General features: G+C 67.3%; 24 protein-coding genes. 5 read left to right on the top strand and 19 right to left on the bottom strand.

Annotated elements, in window-relative coordinates; translation table 11 throughout:
- Positions 1-41 precede the first annotated feature (41 nt).
- The 4 genes from U8D42_RS00745 to U8D42_RS00730 all read right to left on the bottom strand — a co-directional run bounded on the left by U8D42_RS00745 (position 42) and on the right by U8D42_RS00730 (position 4,517).
- The gene (locus U8D42_RS00745; protein ID WP_085240632.1) at positions 42-809 is read right to left on the bottom strand and encodes an enoyl-CoA hydratase/isomerase family protein; all 768 of its coding nucleotides are present in this window, start codon (positions 807-809) and stop codon (positions 42-44) included.
- 337 nt (positions 810-1,146) lie between these two features.
- Complete coding sequence (locus U8D42_RS00740) at positions 1,147-2,244, bottom strand: acyl-CoA dehydrogenase family protein (protein WP_085240633.1); 1,098 nt, start codon at positions 2,242-2,244, stop codon at positions 1,147-1,149.
- The gene (locus U8D42_RS00735) at positions 2,231-3,136 is read right to left on the bottom strand and encodes an acyl-CoA dehydrogenase family protein (RefSeq protein WP_085240634.1); all 906 of its coding nucleotides are present in this window, start codon (positions 3,134-3,136) and stop codon (positions 2,231-2,233) included. Before U8D42_RS00735 ends, U8D42_RS00740 begins: the two co-directional genes overlap by 14 nt.
- Positions 3,114-4,517, bottom strand: coding sequence for a class I adenylate-forming enzyme family protein (locus U8D42_RS00730; RefSeq protein ID WP_322861624.1), 1,404 nt, complete (start codon positions 4,515-4,517; stop codon positions 3,114-3,116). The genes U8D42_RS00735 and U8D42_RS00730 overlap by 23 nt, the downstream gene beginning before the upstream one ends.
- A 122-nt stretch (positions 4,518-4,639) precedes the next feature.
- Between U8D42_RS00730 and U8D42_RS00725 the strand changes: the two genes are divergently transcribed.
- From U8D42_RS00725 to U8D42_RS00715, 3 genes are read left to right on the top strand one after another with little or no spacing between them, the layout of a single operon-like run.
- A complete protein-coding gene (locus U8D42_RS00725; RefSeq protein ID WP_085240636.1) occupies positions 4,640-4,975 on the top strand; it encodes a 2Fe-2S iron-sulfur cluster-binding protein in 336 nt (111 codons plus the stop codon).
- A 23-nt stretch (positions 4,976-4,998) separates the two neighbouring features.
- A complete protein-coding gene (locus U8D42_RS00720; protein WP_322861625.1) occupies positions 4,999-5,322 on the top strand; it encodes a DUF4286 family protein in 324 nt (107 codons plus the stop codon).
- Positions 5,319-6,584 carry an amidohydrolase family protein gene (locus tag U8D42_RS00715; RefSeq protein ID WP_322861626.1) on the top strand — a complete coding sequence of 422 codons (1,266 nt, stop codon included), beginning with the start codon at positions 5,319-5,321 and terminating at the stop codon, positions 6,582-6,584. The genes U8D42_RS00720 and U8D42_RS00715 overlap by 4 nt, the downstream gene beginning before the upstream one ends.
- Positions 6,585-6,672: 88 nt before the next feature.
- Here U8D42_RS00715 and U8D42_RS00710 read toward each other — a convergent pair whose 3' ends face one another.
- From U8D42_RS00710 to U8D42_RS00685, 6 genes are read right to left on the bottom strand one after another with little or no spacing between them, the layout of a single operon-like run.
- Positions 6,673-7,278, bottom strand: coding sequence for a carboxymuconolactone decarboxylase family protein (locus U8D42_RS00710; RefSeq protein WP_322861627.1), 606 nt, complete (start codon positions 7,276-7,278; stop codon positions 6,673-6,675).
- Positions 7,275-8,030 carry an SDR family NAD(P)-dependent oxidoreductase gene (locus U8D42_RS00705; RefSeq protein ID WP_322861628.1) on the bottom strand — a complete coding sequence of 252 codons (756 nt, stop codon included), beginning with the start codon at positions 8,028-8,030 and terminating at the stop codon, positions 7,275-7,277. The genes U8D42_RS00710 and U8D42_RS00705 overlap by 4 nt, the downstream gene beginning before the upstream one ends.
- A 4-nt stretch (positions 8,031-8,034) precedes the next feature.
- Complete coding sequence (locus tag U8D42_RS00700; RefSeq protein ID WP_322861629.1) at positions 8,035-9,312, bottom strand: cytochrome P450; 1,278 nt, start codon at positions 9,310-9,312, stop codon at positions 8,035-8,037.
- Positions 9,309-9,779 carry a hypothetical protein gene (locus U8D42_RS00695; RefSeq protein WP_431523894.1) on the bottom strand — a complete coding sequence of 157 codons (471 nt, stop codon included), beginning with the start codon at positions 9,777-9,779 and terminating at the stop codon, positions 9,309-9,311. The genes U8D42_RS00700 and U8D42_RS00695 overlap by 4 nt, the downstream gene beginning before the upstream one ends.
- On the bottom strand, positions 9,779-10,303 hold the full coding sequence (locus tag U8D42_RS00690; RefSeq protein ID WP_085240642.1) for a hypothetical protein: 525 nt from the start codon (positions 10,301-10,303) through the stop codon (positions 9,779-9,781). The genes U8D42_RS00695 and U8D42_RS00690 overlap by 1 nt, the downstream gene beginning before the upstream one ends.
- Positions 10,300-11,679 carry an aromatic ring-hydroxylating oxygenase subunit alpha gene (locus tag U8D42_RS00685; RefSeq protein ID WP_322861631.1) on the bottom strand — a complete coding sequence of 460 codons (1,380 nt, stop codon included), beginning with the start codon at positions 11,677-11,679 and terminating at the stop codon, positions 10,300-10,302. Before U8D42_RS00685 ends, U8D42_RS00690 begins: the two co-directional genes overlap by 4 nt.
- Before the next feature lie 280 nt (positions 11,680-11,959).
- Between U8D42_RS00685 and U8D42_RS00680 the strand changes: the two genes are divergently transcribed.
- The gene (locus tag U8D42_RS00680; RefSeq protein WP_085240658.1) at positions 11,960-12,568 is read left to right on the top strand and encodes a TetR/AcrR family transcriptional regulator; all 609 of its coding nucleotides are present in this window, start codon (positions 11,960-11,962) and stop codon (positions 12,566-12,568) included.
- Here the strand turns inward: U8D42_RS00680 and U8D42_RS00675 are convergent, their stop codons facing one another.
- A complete protein-coding gene (locus tag U8D42_RS00675) occupies positions 12,569-13,462 on the bottom strand; it encodes an LLM class flavin-dependent oxidoreductase (protein WP_322861632.1) in 894 nt (297 codons plus the stop codon).
- Positions 13,463-13,470: 8 nt separating this feature from the next.
- Complete coding sequence (locus U8D42_RS00670) at positions 13,471-14,364, bottom strand: SDR family oxidoreductase (protein WP_322861633.1); 894 nt, start codon at positions 14,362-14,364, stop codon at positions 13,471-13,473.
- A gap of 164 nt (positions 14,365-14,528) precedes the next feature.
- Between U8D42_RS00670 and U8D42_RS00665 the strand changes: the two genes are divergently transcribed.
- Positions 14,529-15,431, top strand: a complete 903-nt coding sequence (locus U8D42_RS00665; RefSeq protein WP_090418220.1) for a LysR family transcriptional regulator — start codon at positions 14,529-14,531, stop codon at positions 15,429-15,431.
- Positions 15,432-15,503: 72 nt separating this feature from the next.
- Here U8D42_RS00665 and U8D42_RS00660 read toward each other — a convergent pair whose 3' ends face one another.
- The 7 genes from U8D42_RS00660 to U8D42_RS00630 form a co-directional block, all read right to left on the bottom strand.
- Positions 15,504-16,487: a CaiB/BaiF CoA transferase family protein gene (locus U8D42_RS00660; protein WP_322861646.1), complete on the bottom strand. Its 984-nt coding sequence runs from the start codon at positions 16,485-16,487 to the stop codon at positions 15,504-15,506.
- 47 nt (positions 16,488-16,534) lie between these two features.
- Positions 16,535-17,491 carry an LLM class F420-dependent oxidoreductase gene (locus U8D42_RS00655; protein WP_322861634.1) on the bottom strand — a complete coding sequence of 319 codons (957 nt, stop codon included), beginning with the start codon at positions 17,489-17,491 and terminating at the stop codon, positions 16,535-16,537.
- Complete coding sequence (locus U8D42_RS00650) at positions 17,476-17,907, bottom strand: cobalamin-dependent protein (protein WP_085240648.1); 432 nt, start codon at positions 17,905-17,907, stop codon at positions 17,476-17,478. Before U8D42_RS00650 ends, U8D42_RS00655 begins: the two co-directional genes overlap by 16 nt.
- Complete coding sequence (locus tag U8D42_RS00645; RefSeq protein ID WP_085240649.1) at positions 17,907-19,484, bottom strand: methylmalonyl-CoA mutase family protein; 1,578 nt, start codon at positions 19,482-19,484, stop codon at positions 17,907-17,909. The genes U8D42_RS00650 and U8D42_RS00645 overlap by 1 nt, the downstream gene beginning before the upstream one ends.
- Positions 19,485-19,580: 96 nt before the next feature.
- Positions 19,581-20,393 carry a methyltransferase domain-containing protein gene (locus U8D42_RS00640; RefSeq protein ID WP_322861636.1) on the bottom strand — a complete coding sequence of 271 codons (813 nt, stop codon included), beginning with the start codon at positions 20,391-20,393 and terminating at the stop codon, positions 19,581-19,583.
- Positions 20,394-20,452: 59 nt separating this feature from the next.
- Positions 20,453-21,154, bottom strand: coding sequence for a M15 family metallopeptidase (locus U8D42_RS00635; RefSeq protein WP_322861637.1), 702 nt, complete (start codon positions 21,152-21,154; stop codon positions 20,453-20,455).
- A gap of 41 nt (positions 21,155-21,195) precedes the next feature.
- A complete protein-coding gene (locus U8D42_RS00630; protein WP_322861638.1) occupies positions 21,196-21,795 on the bottom strand; it encodes a TetR family transcriptional regulator in 600 nt (199 codons plus the stop codon).
- Positions 21,796-21,855 lie beyond the last annotated feature (60 nt).

Below are 21,855 nucleotides of genomic sequence, written 5' to 3'. Positions count from 1 at the left end.
AAATCTCCCTGGCGTTACGGTCGCGTCGCGAGCAGAGCGGATCAGTTCTTGCCGCCCGCCAGCTTGGTCACGATCGACCGGAAGTCGTCGGTGGTGAACGACTGCTGTTCAGCCGAGAGGGCATAGTCCAGGCTGGCCAGCACCGCCCGCTCCAGGTGGATGTTGAGCACCCGCTTGGTGCTTTCGACCGCCTGCTGGGGCAGCCCCAAAATCTTCTTGGCACAGGCGATTGCCTCCGCGAGCGGATCGGACGCCACGTGGTTGGCCAGCCCCAGCTCGACGGCGCGCTGTGCGCTGATGCGGGTGCCGGTCAACGCGAACTCCTTGGCCAGCAGCAGGCTGATGTGCAGCGGCCAGGTCAGGGGGCCGCCGTCGGCGGCCACCAACCCCACCTGCACGTGCGGGTCGGCGAGGTAGGCCTCCTCGGCGATGTAGACGATGTCGCTCAGCGCCACCAGGCTGCAGCCCAGGCCGACCGCCGGGCCGTTCACCGCGGCCACCACGGGGATTCGGCAGCGCGCCATGCCCAGGACGATCTCGCGCCCGTCCCGGATCGTCTTGGCGCGCAGCTCGGCATCGGCCGACAGTTCCTTGAGGTAGGAGAAATCGCCGCCGGCCGAAAACGCCCTGCCGGCGCCGGTGATCACCGCGGCGCGGGCCGTCGGGTCGTCGGTCAACCGCTGCCACAGTCGCGCGAGCCCGACGTGCAAGTCGTCGTTGACCGAGTTGAGCGACTCCGGCCGGTTCAAGGTGATGATCCGCAGCGGACCGTCGGCTTGGACGTCGATTTCGGCAGGCATGTCGTACACGTCAGACTCCTTTTATGGTCGTGACCCGCTTCAGCCGGGCTTCGCCCGCGTTCGCGATCACTCTCCTTCTATGGTCGTGACCCGCTTCACCCGGGCTTCGCCCGCGTTCGCGATCACTCTCCTTCTATGGTCGTGACCCGCTTCACCCGGGCTTCGCCCGCGTTCGCGATCACTCTCCTTCTATGGTCGTGACCCGCTTCACCCGGGCTTCGCCCGCGTTCGCGATCACTCCCCTTCTATGGTCGTGACCCGCTTCACCCGGGCTTCGCCCGCGTTCGCGATCACTCCCCTTCTATGGTCGTGACCCGCTTCACCCGGGCTTCGCCCGCGTTCGCGATCACTCCGACAATCCCAAGATGCGTGAAGCGATGATGTTCTTTTGTATCTGTGATGTCCCGCCCATCACACTCTGCGCGCGGCTGTACAGGTAGGCGCTGAGCAGGTCCGGATCGCCCGTGCCGGTGACCGCCAGCGCGGCGTGTCCGACCGATTGCTCCACCCACGTCATCAGCAGCTTGTCGAGGGACCCCTCCGGCCCGTGCGAGACGCCGTCGAGCTGTTCGGACAGCCGTCGCCGCACGTGATGGGTCAACATCTCCGACTGGACCGCCGCCCACGCGAGCTCTTCGGGAGCCGGGCCCCCAGAATTTCGGCTGCGGGCGTAGAGGTTTCGGACCAGCTTGCCGTATCGGGCGGCGTAGCCCAGCGTCGAGGGTTCGCGTTCGTGCCCGACGACGGTCATCGCGACCGCCCAGCCGTCGCCGGGCGCACCGACCATCCGGTCCGCCGGTATCTTCGCGTCGTCGAAGAACACCTGACCGAATTCGTTGGTCACGCCGTTGATCATGCGAAGCGGGCGCTGTTGCACTCCGGGCTGTTTCATGTCCAGCACGAACGCCGACAGGCCGCGGTGGCGTTTGGCCTCCGGGTCGGTGCGCGCCAGCAACAGGCACCAGTCCGCGACATCGGAGTAGCTGGTCCAGATCTTGTGCCCGTTCACCACGTAGGTGTCACCGGCGAGGCGGGCGGTGGTGGTCAGCGAGGCGAGGTCGGAACCGGCTCCGGGCTCGCTGAAGCCCTGGCACCATCGTTCGGTGCCGTTGATGATCCCGGGCAGGAAACGTTGCCGCACTTCGTCGTTGGCGTGCCGACCGATCCCGTAGATCAGGTAGCCCACGCTGGGGCGCGGCGGGGCGCCGGCTCGTGCGAGCTCCTCATCCACGATGACGTCATACACCGGCGGCAGCTCCTGCCCGCCGTATTCACGGGGAAACGACAGCCCGAAGAAGCCCTCCCGGTACAGGGCCCGGTGCCACTCCGCCTGACGGGCCCAGTACTCGTCACCGGAGCCCGCGAATTCCCTTGCGTGCACGGAGAGCCACGACGACAGCCGCTTGCGGAAGGCCGCTTCCTCCGGCGAGTCACGAAAGTCCAAGATCGATCTCCTTCAACGCGACGGGCCACAGCTCGGTCGATATCAGGGCGCGCCGCAGGTACACGTGCGCCAGGCAGTCCCAGGTGTTGCCGATGCCGCCGTGCACCTGAATGGCCGTTTCACAGACGGTGCGGGTGGCGCGCGCGCAGTAGATCTTCGCGACCTGCGCGGCCCGGATCGCCGCGGCGGGGGGCAGCTCGTCGACCGCCCAGGCGGCATGCCGCGATACGCTGATCGAACCTTCAATCAGCGCAAGGCTTTCGGCGAGCAGGTGGGCGATGGCCTGGTATGACCCGATCGGCTTGCCGTATTGCTCGCGGATCTTGGCGTAGTCGCAGGCGACCGCGTGCGCTCCCCTGGCGATCCCCACCAGGTCCGCCGTCGTGGCGACCAGCGCGAGCGCCCGCCACTGCGCCGCGACGTCGGCGGACACGTCGCCCAGCGCCACCGGCGTTCCCGCGACGTTCGCCTCCGTGCGGGTCAAATCCACGCCGACCCTCGAGTCCAGCACGTCGGCGGCCAGGACCTGGCCCTCGGAGAGACTCAGCGCCCGCTGGGCGCCCCGCGCGTCGATGGCGCGGCCGTCGACCGAGATCGTCGCACCCGCGCCGGTGGCGCCGACGTGGCGGGCCAGGTCGTCGGCGAGCACCGGACCCAGAAACGGGGTGTCGACCAGCCGGCGCCCGAATTCCTCGGCGACGACGGCCACTTCGACACCCGAAGCCCCGTCGGAGCGCAGCGATCGCCACCCCGTCGCCGCAATCTGCTTGTCCAGACGCGCAATCCGGCTCCGATCGTCGAGGTCCTGGACCGCCGAGGGTCCGAGGTCGTCGGCGAGCTTGGCGGCCGCGTCGCGCAGTTGCTGCTGTTCAGCTGTCAGACGTACATCCATAGCGCTCCTTCAGAACTCGGCGCAGCACCTTGCCCGACGGCAGGCGGGGAATGTCGGGGACGAACACGACGCGGCTCAGGCGTTTGTAGGAAGCCAGCCGCTGATCGACCCGGGCGGCGAGCTCGCCGGGATCGACGGGTGCGCGGGTCGCGACCGCGGCGACCACCGCTTCCCCGTTGATGCCGTCGGGTACGCCGAACACCGCGCAGTCTTTGACGGCCGGATGGCCGTGCAGCACGGTCTCGATTTCGGCCGGCGCGACCTGGAACCCGCGCACTTTGATCATCTCTTTGAGTCGGTCGGTGATCCGCAGCCAGCCGTCGGCGTCGAGCCAGCCGACGTCGCCCGTCCGGTACCACCCGTCGTGCATCACCTCGGCGGTGGCGTCGGCCGGCAGGTAACCGGCCATCAGCGACGCGGACCGGGCCTGGATCTCACCTGCTTCGCCCGGGCCGGCCGGCTCCCCCGTCTCCAGTGAGACCACCCGCACCTGCACGCCCGGCACGGGGCGCCCGACGGCGTCCAGCCGTGCGCCCTCGATCGGATTGCAGGCGATGACAGGCAGTTCCGTGGTTCCGTAGGCCGGGACCCAGCCGACACCGGTGCGCCGGGTCACGGTCTGCGCAACCTCGGGGCTGACCGGCGTGGCCGCCCACATGAAGTAGCGCAGGGAGGACAGGTCATACGACTCGAGCGCGGGATGCGAGGCGATCGCCAGTGCGATGGGTGCGACCGCCATTTCCACTGTGATGCGGTCGGTTTCGATGTGATGCAGCATCCGGTCGACCTCGAACCGGGCATGCAGCCGCACCCACGCCCCGGTACGCAGCGCGGTGAGGATGTTGAGCAGCCCGAGGATGTGTGACGGTGGAGTGGCGACTTGAATCCGATCGCGCGGCGTCAGCCGCAACGCTTCGCGCCAGTGCCGCACCGCCTCATCGAGCGCCGCGTGGGTGTGCCGGACGGCCTTCGGCAGCCCGGTGGTGCCGGAACTGAACACCAGCACCGCGTCGGACCGGGGCGGCGGCGTCCCGAACAACGGCTTTCCGGGTGCGACCGGCTCGTCGAGGTGCAGCATCGGCATCGCCCCGGCCAGCACCGGATGGTCACCGACGGCGTGGGCGGGTTCGGTCAGCGCGAGCGCGTGGTCGACCTCGCCGTGCTTCCATGCCGGACTGATCAGGACCGCCGTTGCCGACAGCCGCCAGATGCCCAGCACCGCGGCGACGAATTCCGGCCGGTTCGACGCCATCACCGCGACCCGATGCCCCGGGGCGACGCCGCGTTTTGCCAGGCTCGCGGCCCAGCCGTCGGCCAGCGCGTCGAGCTGAGCCAGGCCGAATCGCTGGTCCTCGAACACGACCGCAGCCGGCTCGGTCACGTCCCGTCCTTCCCTGACAGGCCGGGCCGACCTGACATCCGCGCAAGCTTGAGAAGATCCTATCGCTCTGTGAGAATAGTATTCTCTATAGTGAAGAATGCAAGTACGGGAGGGCGGTGGCAGTGACGGTCACCAGAAGCATCGAGGAGACCCCACGGGTGACAGATCCGTCAAACGGCTCCGGGGCGGGGACGGTGACCATCCACTTGGACCGCAAGAAGGTCTCGGTGCCGATGGTCCCCGGCGAGACGCTGTTGCAGAGCGCGCGGCGCGCCGGTCTGGAGCCGCCGTTCAGTTGCGAGGCGGGCAACTGCGGCACGTGCATGGCCAAGCTCGAAGAGGGCCACGCGACCATGCGGGTCAACGACGCCCTGGACGACGACGAGGTCGCCGAGGGCTACATTTTGACCTGCCAGGGCGTGCCGGACACGGATTCGGTCACGGTGCGCTACGAGTAGCAGCCCGAAGAGAGGTGGCGGCGATGGCCAAGGGCATCATGTACGTCGAGAGTCGGCCCAGTTCGCCGGATCGCGAGGACGAGTACAACACCTGGTACGACGAAATACACATACCGCAACTGCTGACGTTCGACGGTATCGTCGCGGCGCGCCGGCTTCGCCCGGTCGACGGGAACGGGCCGTACGTCGCCCTCTACGAGCTCGAGGGTGACGACCTGCAGGCCGTCCTGGACAACATGATGGCCGACGCCGGCCGGCTGCACATGTCCGATGCGTTGCTGCTGGATCCCGCGCCCATCCCCCGATTGCTCGAGACGACCAGCGAGCAGAGCCGCTCAGCCTCATGAATGTCGATGACCTGATCCTGGTGAGCATCGACGACCATGTGGTCGAGCCGCCCGACATGTTCCTGCGGCACGTCCCCGCCAGCTACCGCGACGAGGCCCCGATCGTCGTGGTCGACGAGAAGGGCGTCGACCAGTGGATGTATCAGGGCCGGCCGCAGGGCGTAAGCGGGCTCAACGCCGTGGTGTCGTGGCCGGCCGACGAATGGGGCCGTGACCCGGCCGGTTTCGCCGAGATGCGTCCCGGCGTCTACGACGTCCATGAGCGCGTTCGCGACATGAACCGCAACGGCATCCTGGCGTCGATGTGTTTCCCGACCTTCACCGGTTTCTCCGCGCGTCACCTCAACATGCACCGCGAGGAGACGACGTTGGTGATGGTGTCGGCCTACAACGACTGGCACATCGACGAGTGGGCCGGCTCCTACCCCGACCGCTTCATTCCGATCGCGATCCTGCCCACATGGAACCCGGAGGCCATGTGCGCCGAGATCCGCCGGGTGGCGGCCAAGGGCTGCCGGGCGGTCACCATGCCGGAACTCCCTCATTTGGAAGGGCTTCCGAGCTACCACGACGACGACTACTGGGGCCCGGTCTTCCGCACGCTCTCCGAGCAGAACGTGGTGATGTGTCTGCACATCGGCACCGGCTTCGGGGCGATCAGCATGGCCCCGGACGCGCCGATCGACAACCTGATCATCCTGGCCACCCAGGTCTCGGCGATGTGCGCGCAGGACCTGCTGTGGGGTCCCGCCATGCGCGGCTACCCCGAGCTGAAGTTCGCGTTCTCCGAAGGCGGCATCGGCTGGATCCCGTTCTATCTGGACCGCAGCGACCGCCACTACACCAACCAGAAGTGGCTGCGCCGCGATTTCGGGGACAAGTTGCCCAGCGAGGTGTTCCGCGAACACTCGTTGGCCTGCTACGTCACCGACAAGACGTCGTTGAAGCTGCGGCACGAGATCGGTATCGACATCATCGCCTGGGAATGCGACTATCCGCACTCCGACTGCTTCTGGCCGGACGCGCCCGAGCGGGTGCTGGCCGAGCTGAATGCCGCCGGTGCCGACGATTCCGACATCAACAAGATCACCTGGGGCAACGCCTGCCGGTTCTTCGGCTGGGACCCGTTTGCGCGGACTCCTCGCGACCAAGCGACCGTGAAAGCGCTGCGCGCGAACGCCGTTGACGTGGACGTGTCCATCCGGTCGCGCGCCGAATGGGCGCGGCTCTATCAGCAGAAGCAGCTGGCCGGCCGGACGTAGCGCGGGCCAGTTGGCGTCGAGTGTGCGGCCAGTTTCACATTCGGCACCGAGTGTGCGGCCAGCTGCACACTCGCGCGGCGGCGGCCTTTCAGGTTCGGGGCAACGGCGCGCTACCGGGGGGAGGCGCAAGCCCCCAGGTCTGAAAAGCCATGGCCAACATGGTGTACGTGCCGACGACGAAGATCAGTTCCATCGCGGCGTGAGTATCGAGCGCCGCGACCAGCCGCTCCCAGGTCCCGCCGTCCACCCGCCCGTCGGCGAGCATTTCGTCGGTCGCTTCCAGGGTGAGCAGGTCGGCGCCGGAGAACCCCTCATTGCCACCGGCGAGCCTCGCGATGTCCTGCTCCGGCACGCCGCTGTCCACGGCCAATCTGGTGTGCTCACCCCAGAAGAAGGCCGAACGGCGGATGTGGGCGACGCGCAAGATCGCCAACTCACGCAGACGCGGCGACAGCTCGCCGCGCTGCAACAGGAAACCGTTGAAGGTCAAGAATGCTTGCGCCAGCCCGGGGTGGCGGGCAAGCACGCCGATGATGTCGAACTTCAACGGGTCCAGGGTGTGCCCCGAACCGGCGCGGGGCACCTTCTCGCCCGGGATCCCCAGCAGGACACCGAAAGCCGCGTACTCGGCATCGCCCCACTGATCGGCGGCCAGTGGAGCCAGGGTCTGCCGCGCCGCGCTTTCGTCGCTCATGTTCTCCGCCCTCCGTTGACGCCGATGACTTGGCCGGTGATGTAGGACGATTCGTCTTGGCACAGAAATATCGCCGCGTTGGCGATATCCTCCGGACGGCCGGCCCGGCGCACCGGTGTGATGCTCGCGAAGTGCTCCAAGCTGGCGGTGAACCTGCCTTCCGCGATCGCCTTCTCGAGCATCGGGGTCACCACCATGCCCGGCGGGATGGTGTTGACCGTGATTCCTTTCGGGCCCAGTTCCAGCGCCAGACTCTTGGTCAGGCCGATCACACCGGCCTTGGAGCTGACGTAGGCGGCCATCCGCGCCTGACCACCCTGGGCGCTGGAGGACGAGATGTTGACGATGCGGCCCCACCGGGCATCGAGCATGTCCGGCAACACGGCCTGCGTGCAGATGAACGGGCCACGCAGATTGACGGCCATGACCCGATCCCACTGTTCGTCCGTGATCTCGGTGAACTTGCCGAACTGCTCGATGCCGGCGTTGTTCACCAACATCAGGACCGGGCCGAGTTCGGTCCGCACCTTGGACACGGCGGACTCGACCTGGGCGCGATCGGACACGTCGACCACGTGGCCGGTGACGGCGGCACCATTTTCGTTCAGCCGAGCCACCTGCGCCTGCACCGGCTCGGCGGCAATGTCGAAGATAGCGACCTTGGTGCCGCGGGCAGTGAGGGCCTCGGTGATGGCCAGGCCCAGTCCCATAGCGCCACCCGTCACGATCGCGGTGGTTCCCGAAAATGGCATCTCGCTACTCGAATCGGATGTGTAGCCGGGTGAGTCCCCGCAAGATGAACGTGGGCAGATACCGGTAGCGGCGGTCACCCGGGGGGCCGTGCTTCTCTTCGTCGATCCGAATATCGTTGGTGCGGGCAAGAAGCCGCTCAAGGCTCACCCGCGCCTCGGTGCGTGCCAGCGGCGCCCCCGGACAGGCATGCGGGCCCCGGCCGAACGCGACATGGCTGCGCGCGTTTGCGCGGTGGATGTCGAACACATCGGGCTCGGGGAATTTGCGCGGATCGCGGTTGAGTGCCGCGTTGACGAGCATCACGGTAGTGCCCGCGGGAAGTTCGACCCCGCCAACGGTCACCGGGCACTTGGACAAGCGGAAGTCGCCGCGCACCGGACTCTCGTAGCGCAGGGCCTCCTCGATGAAGTCGGGAATGAGTTCGCGGTTGGCACGCAAGCTGCTTTGCAGGCGTGGACTCTCGGCCAGCATCATCACGGCGGCGCTGAGCAAGCGCACCGTCGTCTCTTGGCCCGCGGCAAAAAGATTCGCCGCCACGCGCACCGCGTCTATCACATCCGGCGTGCTGCCGTCGGGGAACGTGGCTGATGCGACTCCGGTCAGTACGTCCCCGCGCGGGTTTCGCCGCCGGTCCTCGATGTAGGCCGTGAACTTGTCGTAGAGGTACTCCAGCGGCGAATGACGCATCGTGTCGCCCTCGCTGCTGCCGATGGTGCCCGCCTCGCTGAGCAGCGCGGCACGGAATTCCTCGTGATCCGACTCGGGCACACCCAGCAGGTCCGCGATCACCAGCATCGCGAACGGGGAAGCGAATTCCCCGATGAACTCACACCGGTCACCGCCGAGTGCGACGTCCAGCTGCCGGTCGGCGAGGCGCCACATGAATTCTTCGTTTTCCTTGAGCCGCTTGGGGGTGATCATCCGCGACAGCAGCGCCCGGTGCGCGGTGTGCGCCGGCGGATCGAAGGTGGGCAACTGGTCGTTGAACGGCAGCTCTGAACGCCGCGCCGCGATCAGCTCGGTGATGTCGTCGTCGCCACGATCGTCCAGTGCCACGGGGAATCCGGGGAACGGACCCGTCACCGAGATGCACGACGAGAACCTCTTGGTGTCGTTGTAGATCGCTACACCCTCGTCGTATCCGGTGACCATCACCACGCCGTGGTGAGGCTCGCGGCGCAGCGGGCATTCCTCTCGCATGGCCGCGAGATAGCCGTATGGCTCGGCGAGCAACTCGTTGTCGGTGAAGAAGTCCCTCGTGTCGATGTCGTCGGCCTTCACTGCGGCGGTTCCACTCCCTCAAAGCTTTTGAACATCTCCGGCTGCGGGGGCGTCATCTGCAGGTAAAGGTCGATGCGCCGAATTTTGTCGTCGTCGGTGAACTCGTATACCGACAGCGAGTTGACGACGCTGCTGAAATCGCCTACTTCGCTGCGTTCCTCGAGTTCGAGGAACACACGGCCCCCGGACTCGGTGATGTTCTTGAACGAGCACTCCCACTTCGACGACGTTGCCCAGGCGGTCAGGAATTCGACATAGCCTTGCCAGTCCATCACCTCTTTGAAGGCGCCGACGCGTTGGAACTCCTCGACGGCGACCAGTTCCGCCAGCGGCCCCCAACTACTCACCGAGAAGCCGGGTTCTTTCGCTTCGTCGACCAGACGTTTCGTGACGGTGCAGTACTGCAGCACCGCGCGCGACCGGCCGGTGTGCGATTCGATGACATCCTCGACCTCGAGCAAGACAATCACACCGACACCCCGGCTTTCGCCAGGCAACGCTCGAGTGCTTCGACGTACTCTCCGGTGCCGTGGAACGGACCGTGCACTCCGATGGCTACGTCCAAGAAGGCGTTGTACTCGTCGTTGACGTGGGTCTCCCAACGGGTCAACTCACCCGCGTCATTGGTCTCGATGAAACTGTATGAGTAGAAGCCCATCTGGACGCCGTCCTTGGTGTGACCCTCCCAGCGGGTCTTCATGACGACACCGTTCTCGGCCGGCCAGTATTTGAAGTCGGCGGGCTTCCAGTCCGGGAAGGTGAGCGAGTAGGCCTTGGCCTCCATGGTCGAGGCACGGGCGGTGTCCTCGGGGAACTCACTGAATTTGAACACCTGGTCACCGGTGAAGTACGGCGAGACGTAGATGCCGTCTTCGGCGAACTGCCACGCGTCGGCGAACGCTTCACCGCTTTGGACTCCCTGACGCAGGTAGGCGTCGCGGTAGGCCTCGGCCATCCGGCGATGGTGGGCGATGCGCTCTGCTATGTTCATTCGACTCTCTCCGTGGTTGCGGCGCCATCGGCCATGTAGCGGTCCACGACCGAGTGGTAGTGGGCGATGACGACTTCCTCTTTGACCAGCGACATGTGGTCCAGCCTGCTGTTGCGCAGGCCGAGTTGCTGTCGCGGCATCTGCTCGTAATCCTGTTGCAGCGCTTCGAAGTACTTGTAGCTGCCGGGTTCGTCCACTTCGGTCAGCGGGACCCTGAAGGCGTCGCGATGCTCCGGCGGCAGGTACATGTAGCTGCTGACGTGCCAGACGCACCGGTTCGGGTCGCCGTCGGGGTGAGGCATCGCCATGATGACGTGACATTCGCCGGCGCGGACGGTCATGAAGTAGTTGGGGAAAAGCACCCAGCCCTGGTTGTCGCTCATCTGGTCGTCTGTGAGGCCGCTGACGTCGAGGCCCATGCCGGTCAGGGTGTCGCGGGTGGCCCGCTGAAGCAGCTTGCGCGCGGTGACGCCGTCGGGAAACTCGACCGAGCCGTCCGGCGCACGGTATTCGGCGACCAGTTCCTGGAAGCGGGGGATGACCGCGACCGTCGAGGGAAAGGTGTCCGGCAGGTTCAGGATGCCCTCGATCTGCTTCTCAGCGCTGGCGCCTTTCACTTCGAACGGGGCGACCGCGACGCTGTGGTTCTCAAAGAACCGGTACCGGGCGGTCGTCGGGTCGATGACGAGCACACTGAGGAGTTGCGGGTGGATGCCGTTGATGTGGTAGCCCTCTTCGAAGGCGTCCATGACGACTTTCCAGTTGCAGTCCAAGGCCTCCCGGACGTTCATCACGGTGACCATGTCGTCGAGGTGGTAGGGGGCCAGCAGTTCCATAACCTCAGGGCCGAGAAATTCGCTGAGCGGCTGGGCATTTGGGTCGGGGTTGAGGAAGATGAATCCACCGAAGGTGTCGACGGGGACTTCCAGAAGCGAGTTCTCGGTCTTGTCGATAGGGCCGGCCAAGTTCTCCCGCAGCATCCCACGCAACTTGCCGTCCAGGTCGTAGGACCAAAGGTGGTATTGGCACAGGAAGCCGCGCTTGGCGTTTCCGGCCGCGGCATTGCACAGGATGTTCCCGCGATGCCGGCAGGCGTTGACGAATCCGCGTAGCTTCTCGTCCTTGCCACGCACGATCACGAACGATTGGTTCAAGACGCGGTACTGCTTCCAGTCACCCACATTCGGCAGCTCGTCGATCCGGCCGGCGATCTGCCACACCCGCATCCAGATGCGCTCTTGCTCCCGCAGCGCGTACTCCCGCGACGTATAGCGGTCGGTTGAGATGGACATGTTGAAGGCGTCGAGGTCTGGTCGGTCAAGGCCCAGCCCTGCGTCCCGCTCCACCCACTGTCCCGGTCGGGCGACTTGGCTCATGCCGATCTCCTCATCGTGGTGACGGTCGTACCGGAGCGGAGAGTGCGGTATCCGCTTGGTTGTGACGGGTGTCACCTTATACATTGATGTATGAAATATACAATGATGTATTAAAGTGGTGGACATCACACTGGCGGGCTCGGGGTCGCGCCGCAGACGTCGAGACGCGGCTTCGTCACGAGGACGGTGAGATTGGACAGCGTGAGTAATCAATAGCTTTGCGCGCCCGCCGATTTCGATGGACCGCGGCAGGTGCGCCGCAATGTGGGAGGATGGGCCGGTGGCGGAACGGTGGACGAGGGAACGACGCCTCGAGCACACCCGCGGCCTCTTGCTCGATGCCGCGGAGGAGATCTTCGCGCGCAAAGGCCTCAGCGGCGCCGCCCTCGAGGACATCGCCGATGCGGCCGGGTACACCCGCGGCGCGATCTACTCCCACTTCGGCGCCAAAGAAGAGTTGTTCCTTGCGGTGACCGACCGGCAACGCCAACGGTTCCTCGACGGCTTCGCCGAGATCATCCAGTCCTTCAGTCGGCTCGGCGACATCGATATCGACGAACTCGCCGCCCGGTGGAGCCAGGCCAGCAGCGATCCCAACCGTGCCGCGCTCAACTACGAACTCACGTTGTTCTTACTGCGGAGCCCGGCGGCGCGCGACAGGCTCGCCGCACAGCGACTGGAGACCATCCGCTCACTGGCCGAATTCATCGCCAAAAACGTTGCGAGACTGGGAGCGTCGCTCGCGATGCCGGCCGATGAGCTGGCCCGCGTCATCCTTGCCGTCAATGACGGTGTCACGCTCGGCAGCCATCTCGACGGAGTGAATCTCTACCGTCCATATCTGCAGCTGGTCGTTTCGGCGGTGGTGCCCGCCGGTGAAACTCCGTAACTACGCCTCGAACAGCGCCGGGCCCAGCTCTTCGAGGTGCGCCATCCCCTCGGTGAACTCACCGCCGATTGGCGGCAGCAGCGTGACGTGGTCCGCGCCGGCGGCCAGGTGCTCCCGGGCGTTGGCAGCGATGCCGGCCGGATCACCGTGCGCGACAAGGGCCTTGACCAGGCGATCGCTCACCTCGTCGAGGTCGCGCGCCGAGTAGCCCAACTCGGCCAGCCTGGCCGCATAGGACGGCACGCCGAGCCGGACCGACACCGCGTCCCGCGCGCCCTGGATGTCGCGGGCGACAGACAGTCCGACGACCAGAAGCTTGTCCGGTCCGAGCGCCCGCCGGGCCCGGGCGGTGAACTCCGTGGGCAGACCGGCGGGAAAAGCCCCGTCGGCGAGGTCGCCCGCCAGTGCGAGCATCTCGGGTCCGTTCGCGGCGACAATCCGGGCGTACGCCGCGTCGGGCGCCGGTGGCCAGGTCGGGCTGTTCATCCGGCCGAGGTACTCGCGCATCGTGGCCAGCGGGCTGCCCCACTCCTGACCGACGCTGGCGGCCTGCTCCGGGTAGCCGACCCCGAGTCCGAGCACAATTCGGTCCGGATACGCCTGCGCCAGTTGGGCGGCCGCGGCATGCATGGTCTGAGCCGGCCGGGCCCAGATGTTGGCGATGCAGGTACCGAACACCGTTCGCTCGCTGCCGCTCAGCAGCACGGCGAGTTGCACCAGCGCGTCCTTGCCGATGACCTCGTTGGTCCACACCGCGCGGTATCCGGCCCGTTGCAGCCGACCCGCCGCCTCCCTTAGCAGCCGCACATGCGGCGGGCTGGTGAATGAGACCGGCAGGCAAGCGCCCACCGGCCCCAACGCTTCTCGGGCCGCACCGACGGCCGAATCAGCCACGGCGTCGCTCACCCGACGAAGTAGTGACCGGCGTCGAGATCCTCGAGCAGTCCGACATTTTCGGGTTGCCAGTCGAGCACCTTCTGCGTCAGCGCACTCGACGTCGGATTGTCCAGCGCCGCGAAGAGGGCAAGGAAGCCGAAATGACCGGCTTCTTCCGCGGGGATGCTGACCGTCGGTACATCCAGGTGACGGCCGATGACGGCGGCGATGTCGCGGAACGGCACCCCTTCGTCGGCCACTCCGTGCAATCGCGTTCCCGGGGGCGCCTTTTCGAGAGCCAGCCGGTACAGGTGCGCGGCGTCGAGCGTGTGGACCGCGGGCCAGCGGTTCGCCCCGTCACCGATGTAGCCCGACGCCCCGGTAGTGCGCGCGGTGTCGATCAGGTGGCTGGTGAATCCATGGCGGTCCAGATCGCTATGGACCAAAGGAGATAACCGAACGACCGACGAGCGCACACCGCGTTCGGCCAAAGCGATCACCGCGTTCTCCGAGTCGACCCGCGGCCCGCCGGGCAGCGTGTCCTGTTCGGTTCCGAGACCGCCATGCCCCAGCAGCGAGAGAAGCAGGGTGCCCGAGGTGCTGACAAACGGGCGGTCGGAGCCGACGAGGACCTCCCCGATGGCCTGCACGGCGCGCAGGTCGGCCTCGGCGGCGCCCAGAAAGTCGTCGAAGTCGTGTTTGAAGGCGAGGTGGATGACTCCGTCGGACGCCGCGGCGGCGGATCGCAAACCATCGAGGTCGTCGAGGTCGCCGCGGTGCACCCTGACGCCCTTCGTCGCCAGCGCGGCGGCCGACTCGTCGGAGCGGGCGAGTCCGGTGACGTGATGCCCCGCTTGGACGAGCTCGTCGACGACGGCCGAACCGATGTGTCCGCTCGCGCCGGTCACAAAGACATGCATGGTGGTCCCTTCGCTTGGGTTGACTGTCGCGACATCCAGTCAATGACCACACCGGCCAGACGTCCAAGACCTATTCCGGATGGCGCGATACGAAAAGCGCATCACCGCACATCAGCTGTGAAATCGCGGTCCAAGGCGGAGTGCTTGACGGTTACACTGTGCGCATGACCGACTCTGCATCGCAGGTGATCGACCTCGATCTGCGGCTGGTCGGATACTTCGTGGTGGTGGCCGAGCAGCGACACTTCGGACGCGCCGCGGGCGCGTTGCGGATCGCGCAGCCGTCGCTGAGCCGGCAGATTCGCCGGCTCGAGCACCAGCTCGGCGTCCGGCTGCTGGATCGCACGCCGCAAGGCACCACGCTGACGGAGGCCGGCGAGGTGTTCCTGCCGCGGGCCAGGGCCCTGCTGCGTTCGGCCGCGCAAGCCGCCGCCCAGGCCCGGGCCGCCGCCCAGCCGAGCCGCATCACGATCGGATACACGACCGGGATGATCGTCACCCCCGCGGTACGCGAGATGCGCCGCGAACACCCCGACGCCGAAGTGCAAGTGACACACCTGGATTGGGGTCAGGCGCTTGACGCGTTGCTCGGCCATCGGGTAGACGCGGTGGTGACGCGGCTGCCGTTCCCCACCGACGGGCTGCACGTGACGGTCCTGTACGACGAGCCGCGGGTGCTGGCGATCCCCGTTGACCACCGCCTGGCCGGCCGGGATTTCGTGACCCTCGACGACATCGCCGACGAGCCGATGCCCCGCGTGCGCAACTCGGACCCGGCGTGGAGCGCTTTCTGGCGCATCGACCCGCGACCCGACGGACGGCGGGCACCCGACGGCCCGTTAATCGACGCGCTCGAGGACAAGTTCGAACTCATCGCCTCGGGACAGGCCGTGGCCATCACGGCGGGTTTCCACGGCAACAGCCTGCGGCCGGACATCACCACGGTGCCGCTGAAAGGCGTCGATCCGTGCCATGTCGTGCTGGCGACGCGCGCCGGGGACCGCAGCCGATTGGTCGCAGCCTTCCGCAAGCTCGCCGAGTCCCACCTCACCGGACCGCGTGCCTGAGCGCGACCGTGAAACCAATTTCACGGTCGCGCCCGAGCGTGAAACTAACTTCACGGTCGGCGGCGGTCGCGGTCAGCCCTCGGTCAGCTCCGGCGGCGGCCGGTATTCGGGCTGGTAACCCGACACGTGGATGGGACTGCCGACGAGCCGGAAATCCCCCGCGGTGACGATGACCTCGGGCGTCGCGTCGAGCGCCTCGGGCAGCGTCCTGACCGCCGCCGCCGGCACCCCGAGCGGACGCAGCCGGCGCTCCCACCCGGCGGCGGTGTCGGTCGCCAGCATCGCCGAGACGACCGCCAGCACCTCATCGCGGCGGGCCACCCGTTCGGCCATCGTCTCGAAGCCGCCGATACCCGCCTCACTGGCGAAGGATTTCCAGAAACCGTCGTGCGTGATGAACAGCGCCAGATACCCGTCGGCCGTCGGGAACAGCTGGGCCGGAACGTAATACGAGTGCGCCCCATAGGGGTGGCGCTGCGGCTCGACACCGCTGTTGAGGTACGCGGACGCATGGTAGTTCAGCTGCGACAGCATGACGTCGCGCAGCGACACGTCCACTTGCCCACCGGTGCCGGAGACGACCTTGGCCAAAAGCCCGAGCGCGGCGCACATTCCGGTGGAATTGTCGGCCGACGAATAACCCGGCAGCGTCGGCGGACCGTCCGGATCACCGGTCAACGCCGCGATGCCGAAACCCGCCTGGACGACGTAGTCGAAGGCCGGGTCATCGCCGCCGTGCAGACCGAAGCCGGTGATCGCGACGCAAACGATCCGCTCGTTGTGCCGGCGCAGCTGCTCGTAGGTCAGCCCCAGCCGGCGGATGGCCGACGGTTTGAGGTTCACCAGCAGCGCGTGGGATTCCGCGACCAGCTCGCCCAGGCGTTGCCGCCCCGCCTCGGAGTTGAGGTCCAGACAGACGCTCGACTTGTTGCGGTTGAGGCTGGCGAAGTAGGTGGCCCCGACACCGCGTGAGATCTCGCCGCCGGGCGGCTCGATCTTGGTGACCTCGGCGCCGAGGTCGGCGAGCAGCATGGTCGCATACGGACCGGCCAGCATGGTGCCGACCTCGAGGATCCGTATCCCGGCCAGCGGACCGCTAGAGGTCAACGCAGTTCCCTTGCCAGCGATGCGATCATCTCGCGGGTTCGCCGTTTGGAGGCGACCAGCTCGTCGCGGTTGTCACCGATCGGCAGCAGCCGCACCGACAGATCCGTCACACCGGCATCGGCGAAGCTGCGCATCCGCGCCAGGATCGCCTCCGGGTCGCCGGCCGCACAGAGATCACCGACGTCGCGGGCATCGCCGCGTTCGAGCAGACGCTGGTAGTTCGGGGACACCTCGGCCTCGCCCAGGATGCGGTTGGCCCGCTCCTTGGCCTCGTCGACTTGTGCCGGTGCACAAAGACATACCGGGATCCCCGCGACGATCCGCGGTGCGGGGCGTCCGGCATCCGCGGCGGCCTTGGTGATCTTGGGGGCGATGTGGTCACCGATCGCGCGCTCGTCGGCCATCCACAACACGGTGCCGTCGGCGAGTTCACCGGCGATCTGCAGCATCACCGGCCCCAGCGCGGCGACCAGCACCGGCATCGGGGTGTCGGCCCCGATCGCGAGCGGATTGTGCACCGAGAACGAATCGTTCTCGACGTCAACCGGTCCCGGCCCGGCGATGGCGGCGTTGAGCACCTGTAGGTAGTCGCGGGTGTAGGCGGCCGGTTTGTCATACGGCAGGCCGAGCATGTCCCGGATTATCCAGTGGTGCGACGGTCCCACGCCCAGTGCCAGCCGTCCGCCGGACACCGCGTGCGTCGAGAGCGCTTGGCGGGCAAGGGCGATCGGATGCTGGGCCTGCAGCGGCACCACCGCGGTGCCGAGCTCGATGCGTGAGCTGTGGGCGGCCATCAGCGACACCATGGTCAGGCAGTCGAAGTCGTCGGGCACCTGCGGCATCCATGCGGTGTCCAGGCCCGCGGATTCGGCCCATTCGATATCGGCCGCCAGCTTGTGCACCTTGCGGGCCATATCGCCACGCTCGGCGCCGATCATCACTCCGACGCGCACTGTTCCTCTTTTTCTGCAGCGGGTTCGGGGGTGCCGGTGAGCGCACGGATTTCGCGCACCAGGTCGTCCAGCGGTGTCCCGGTGGGGAATACCGCGGCGGCGCCCGCGGACAGCAGCTTGGGCACGTCAGCGTGCGGGATCGTTCCGCCGACCACGACGGCGATGTCGGCGGCGTCGGCGGCCCGCAACGCTTCGATGGTGCGGGCGGTGAGCGCCAGGTGGGCACCGGACAGGATGCTCAGGCCGACGACCGCCACGTCCTCCTGGACGGCGATCGAGGCGATGTCCTCGATGCGCTGCCGGATGCCGGTGTAGATCACCTCGAATCCGGCATCGCGCAGCGTGCGGGCGACGATTTTGGCGCCGCGGTCGTGTCCGTCCAAGCCGGGCTTGGCGACCAGAATCCGGGCGGCCACTAGAACACCACCGGTTGCTGGAACTCGCCCCACACCGCCTTGAGCGCGGAGACCATTTCGCCGACCGTGCAGTAAGCGTTGGCACAGTCGATCAGCTTGTGCATCAGATTGTCGTCCCCTTCGGCGGCACGCGATAGCGCCGCAAGACTGGATTGGACTGCGGCCGAATCCCTTTCGGACTTCACCTTGGAGAGTCGCTTGAGCTGCAGGTCGCGCCCTTCGGCGTCCAGTTCGTAGGTCACGACGTCCGGCTCCGGTTCGTCGGTCACGAACCGGTTGACCCCGACGACGGGCCGGGCGCCGGCTTCGATGTCCTGATGGACCCGGTAGGCCTCGTCGGCGATCAGGCCCTGCAGGTAGCCGTCCTCGATGGCGTGCACCATGCCGCCGTGGCGCTCCAGGTCATGCATGATCTCGACGATGCGGGCCTCGGTGGCGTCGGTCAGCGCCTCGACGAAGTATGAGCCGCCGAGCGGGTCGGCGACGCTGGCCACACCCGTTTCGTGCGCGAGAATCTGCTGGGTGCGCAGCGCCAGGGTCGTGGTCTCCTCGGTGGGCAGGGCGAACGGCTCGTCCCAGGCCGCGGTGAACATCGACTGGACGCCGCCCAACACGGCGGCCATGGCCTCGTAGGCCACCCGGACGATGTTGTTGTGCGCCTGTGGCGCATACAGCGACGCGCCCCCACAGACGCAGCCGAAGCGGAACATCGACGCCTTGGCCGTGGTCGCCCCGTAGCGCTCGCGCACGATCGTCGCCCAGCGGCGCCGTCCCGCACGGTATTTGGCGATCTCCTCGAAGAAGTCGCCGTGGGTGTAGAAGAAGAACGAGATCTGCGGCGCGAACTGGTCGATGGTCATGCGACCGCGCTCCACCACGGTGTCGCAGTAGGTCACCCCGTCGGCCAGGGTGAACGCCATCTCCTGCACCGCGTTGGCCCCGGCGTCGCGAAAATGGGCGCCCGCCACCGAGATCGCGTTGAACCGTGGCACCTCGGCCGCGCAGAATTCGATGGTGTCGGCGATCAGCCGCAGCGACGGCTCCGGTGGCCAGATCCAGGTGCCGCGCGACGCGTACTCCTTGAGGATGTCGTTCTGGATGGTGCCGGTCAGCTTCGCGCGGGGCACGCCTTTTTTCTCGGCGGCGGCGACGTAGAACGCCAGCAGGATCGCCGCCGTTCCGTTGATCGTCATGCTGGTGCTGAGCTTGTCCAACGGGATGCCGTCGAACAGGATCTCGAAGTCGGCCAGGGTGTCGACGGCGACGCCGACCCGGCCGACCTCCTCGCCGAACTCGGGATCGTCGGAGTCGTACCCGCACTGGGTCGGCAGGTCCAGCGCCACCGACAGCCCGGTCCCGCCTTGTTCGAGCAGGTAGCGGTAACGGCGGTTGGACTCCTCGGCGGTGCCGAATCCCGAGTACTGGCGGAACGTCCAGAGCTTGCCGCGGTAGCCGGACGCGAAGTTGCCTCGGGTGAAGGGGAACTCCCCGGGTGGCGGCGGGGTCGCCGCGATATCCCCGGGGCCGTAGACCGGCGCAAGCGGAATGCCGGATGGTGTCTGAGCAGCGTTATCCATCGTTGAATAACGTACTTGCAAAAAAAGAGAATGCCAATACCGCTCGGCTGACCAGGCGAAACATGCCCGTGTCGGCCCCTTCCTCGCCCCGATCGGCTACGCCCGGCACAGGATTTCGCCGTGCGGGATGGCGATCCAGCCGTCCGGCGCTGCCGCCCAGGCGCGCCACGCCGCGGAGATCTCCTCGAGTTGTGCCACCGTCGCCAGCCCCGAATCGAGCAGGTCGCGCGCGACCCGCGAGTGCAGGATTCGGTCGGCCCACATGTCGCCCCACCATTCGCGGGCCGCGGGAGTCGCGTAGCACCACACGCTGCCGGTGGGGGTGATGTCGGCGAAGCCCGCCCGCTGGGCCCAGGACAGCAACCGCCGCCCCGCGTCGGGTTCGCCGCGGTTGGCGCGGGCGGCCCGCTGGTAGAGCTCGCGCCACAGGTCCAGCGCCGGCAGCTGCGGGAACCAGATGAACCCGGCATAGTCGGCGTCCCGGGCCGCCACGACGCCGCCCGGTGCGCACACCCGCTTCATTTCGCGCAAGGCGCCCACCGGGTCGGCGACGTGTTGGAGCACCTGGTGCGCGTGCACGACATCGAAGGCGCCGTCGGGAAAGTCGAGCCGATGGACATCGGCGGTGGCGAACGAGACATTCGACAGGCCACGCTGATCGGCCTCCGCGCGGGCCATGCCGAGCACGTCGGCCGACCGGTCGACGGCGGTCACCGGCCCGGGTGCGACGCGGGCGGCGAGGTCGGCGGTGATCGTCCCGGGTCCGCAGCCGATATCAAGCAGCGACAAGCCGGGCTTCAGGTGCGGCAACAGGTACGCCGCGGAGTCCTCCGCGGTGCGTCGCCGGTGACTGCGGAGCACCGACTCGTGGTGTCCGTGCGTGTAGGTGGCCCCGCGTTCTTCCGTCATGCCCGAAGGGTACCGGCCAGCTCGCGATATGAAACCATAGTCTCAATATATGAGATGCCCTAATCGAGCGGGACGTTGAGGATCGGCCGGTCGACCGCGGCGCCGGGGCCGTCGAAATGCCACCACTCCCCCGAGTACGGGGCCAGGCCGCCGTACTTCATCGCCTTGCGCAACGCCGCGCGATTCGCCTGCGCGTCGGCACTGACGCCCTGGGTCGCGAAAGCGGTTGCGCGCGGGGAGAAGTCGTCGAAGTCCGTCCCCATGTCGGCCAGGCAGAGGCCGTCGGCATGCTGCCCGGACGCGCAAGGCTGCTGCGTCGTCGTGAACGTCACGTCCACCGAACGCCCCGACTCGTGGCTGCGCGCATACTGCCCGGGGCGTGCGACCCACGCCGGATTCGGGACGGCGTTGAACATCTTGACCTGGACGTCGTGCGGCCGATAGCAGTCCCAGAACACCAGGAGATGCCCCTGCGGCCGCAGCGCGGACGCGGCCGCAGCCAGCCCCGATGCCATCGATTGATGTACCAGGCAGCGGGCATCCGAGGGGTAGAGCTGCGTGTGGGTGAAGTTGTTGGTCGTCGCGTAGCGCAGGTCGACGACGGCGTCGGAGACCACACTGCGAACGTCGACGAACCCGGCCGCGCGCGCCGCATCGCTCACCGGCGGGACATCGGGGCCGGCCTGGGCGCTCCCGACGCCCGACACCGCGATCAAGCCCGCGACGACCACGGGCGCAAGGTACCGGCGCAAAACAGCCATCCGGCCATTGTCGCCGTTGGCCACCCCGAGTCGCGTGAGCCCTAGGAGATGTCGCCCTCGACGTAGCGCTGCAGGTTCGGCGCCACCGCCGCCACCACCTCGTCGTCGGGCATCGACGCGATCGGCTCGATCTTCCAGACGTAGCGCAGCAACGCGAAGCCGATCAGCTGGGTGGCGATCAGCCCGCTGCGCCGCAGTCGGTCCTCCTCGTCGGCGCCCAGAGTGGAACCACCGATCAGGCCGCGCTCCACGATCAACCGCAGCTTCTCTCGGGTCTTGCCTTCGTGAGCGGCGGTCAGCACCACCGCGCGCAGGATCGGACCGACCTCCTCATCGGTCCAGGTGTCCAGCACGGTCCGGATCAATTGCCGGCCCAGTTCGTCTTTGGGCGTCGCCCAGGTCGCGGCCACCGCGTCGAGCCACTTCTGCGGTGGCGTGGTCGCGGCGTCGAGCAGGCCCTCCTTGGAGCCGAAGTAGTGATAAATCAGCGCCGGATCGACGTCCGCGGCCCGGGCGACGGCACGAATGGCCGTGCCTGCCCAACCACATTCGGCAAATTCGTCGCGGGCGGCGGCCAGGATGCGTGCCGCCAGCACGCCGCGCTCGTCACGCGGACCGGGGGAGAACGGTCGCCGGGGCACCGTTTCACCCTACCGGAAGTCTCATCTTGCGTTGAAACTAGTCTCAACGTAGCGTGAAAT

Origin of the sequence: Mycobacterium europaeum (assembly GCF_034555895.2) — a bacterium.
Taxonomy (GTDB): domain Bacteria; phylum Actinomycetota; class Actinomycetes; order Mycobacteriales; family Mycobacteriaceae; genus Mycobacterium; species Mycobacterium europaeum.
Note: the sequence above shows the minus strand (reverse complement) of the source record. Positions and strands in the feature narration are given on the sequence as shown.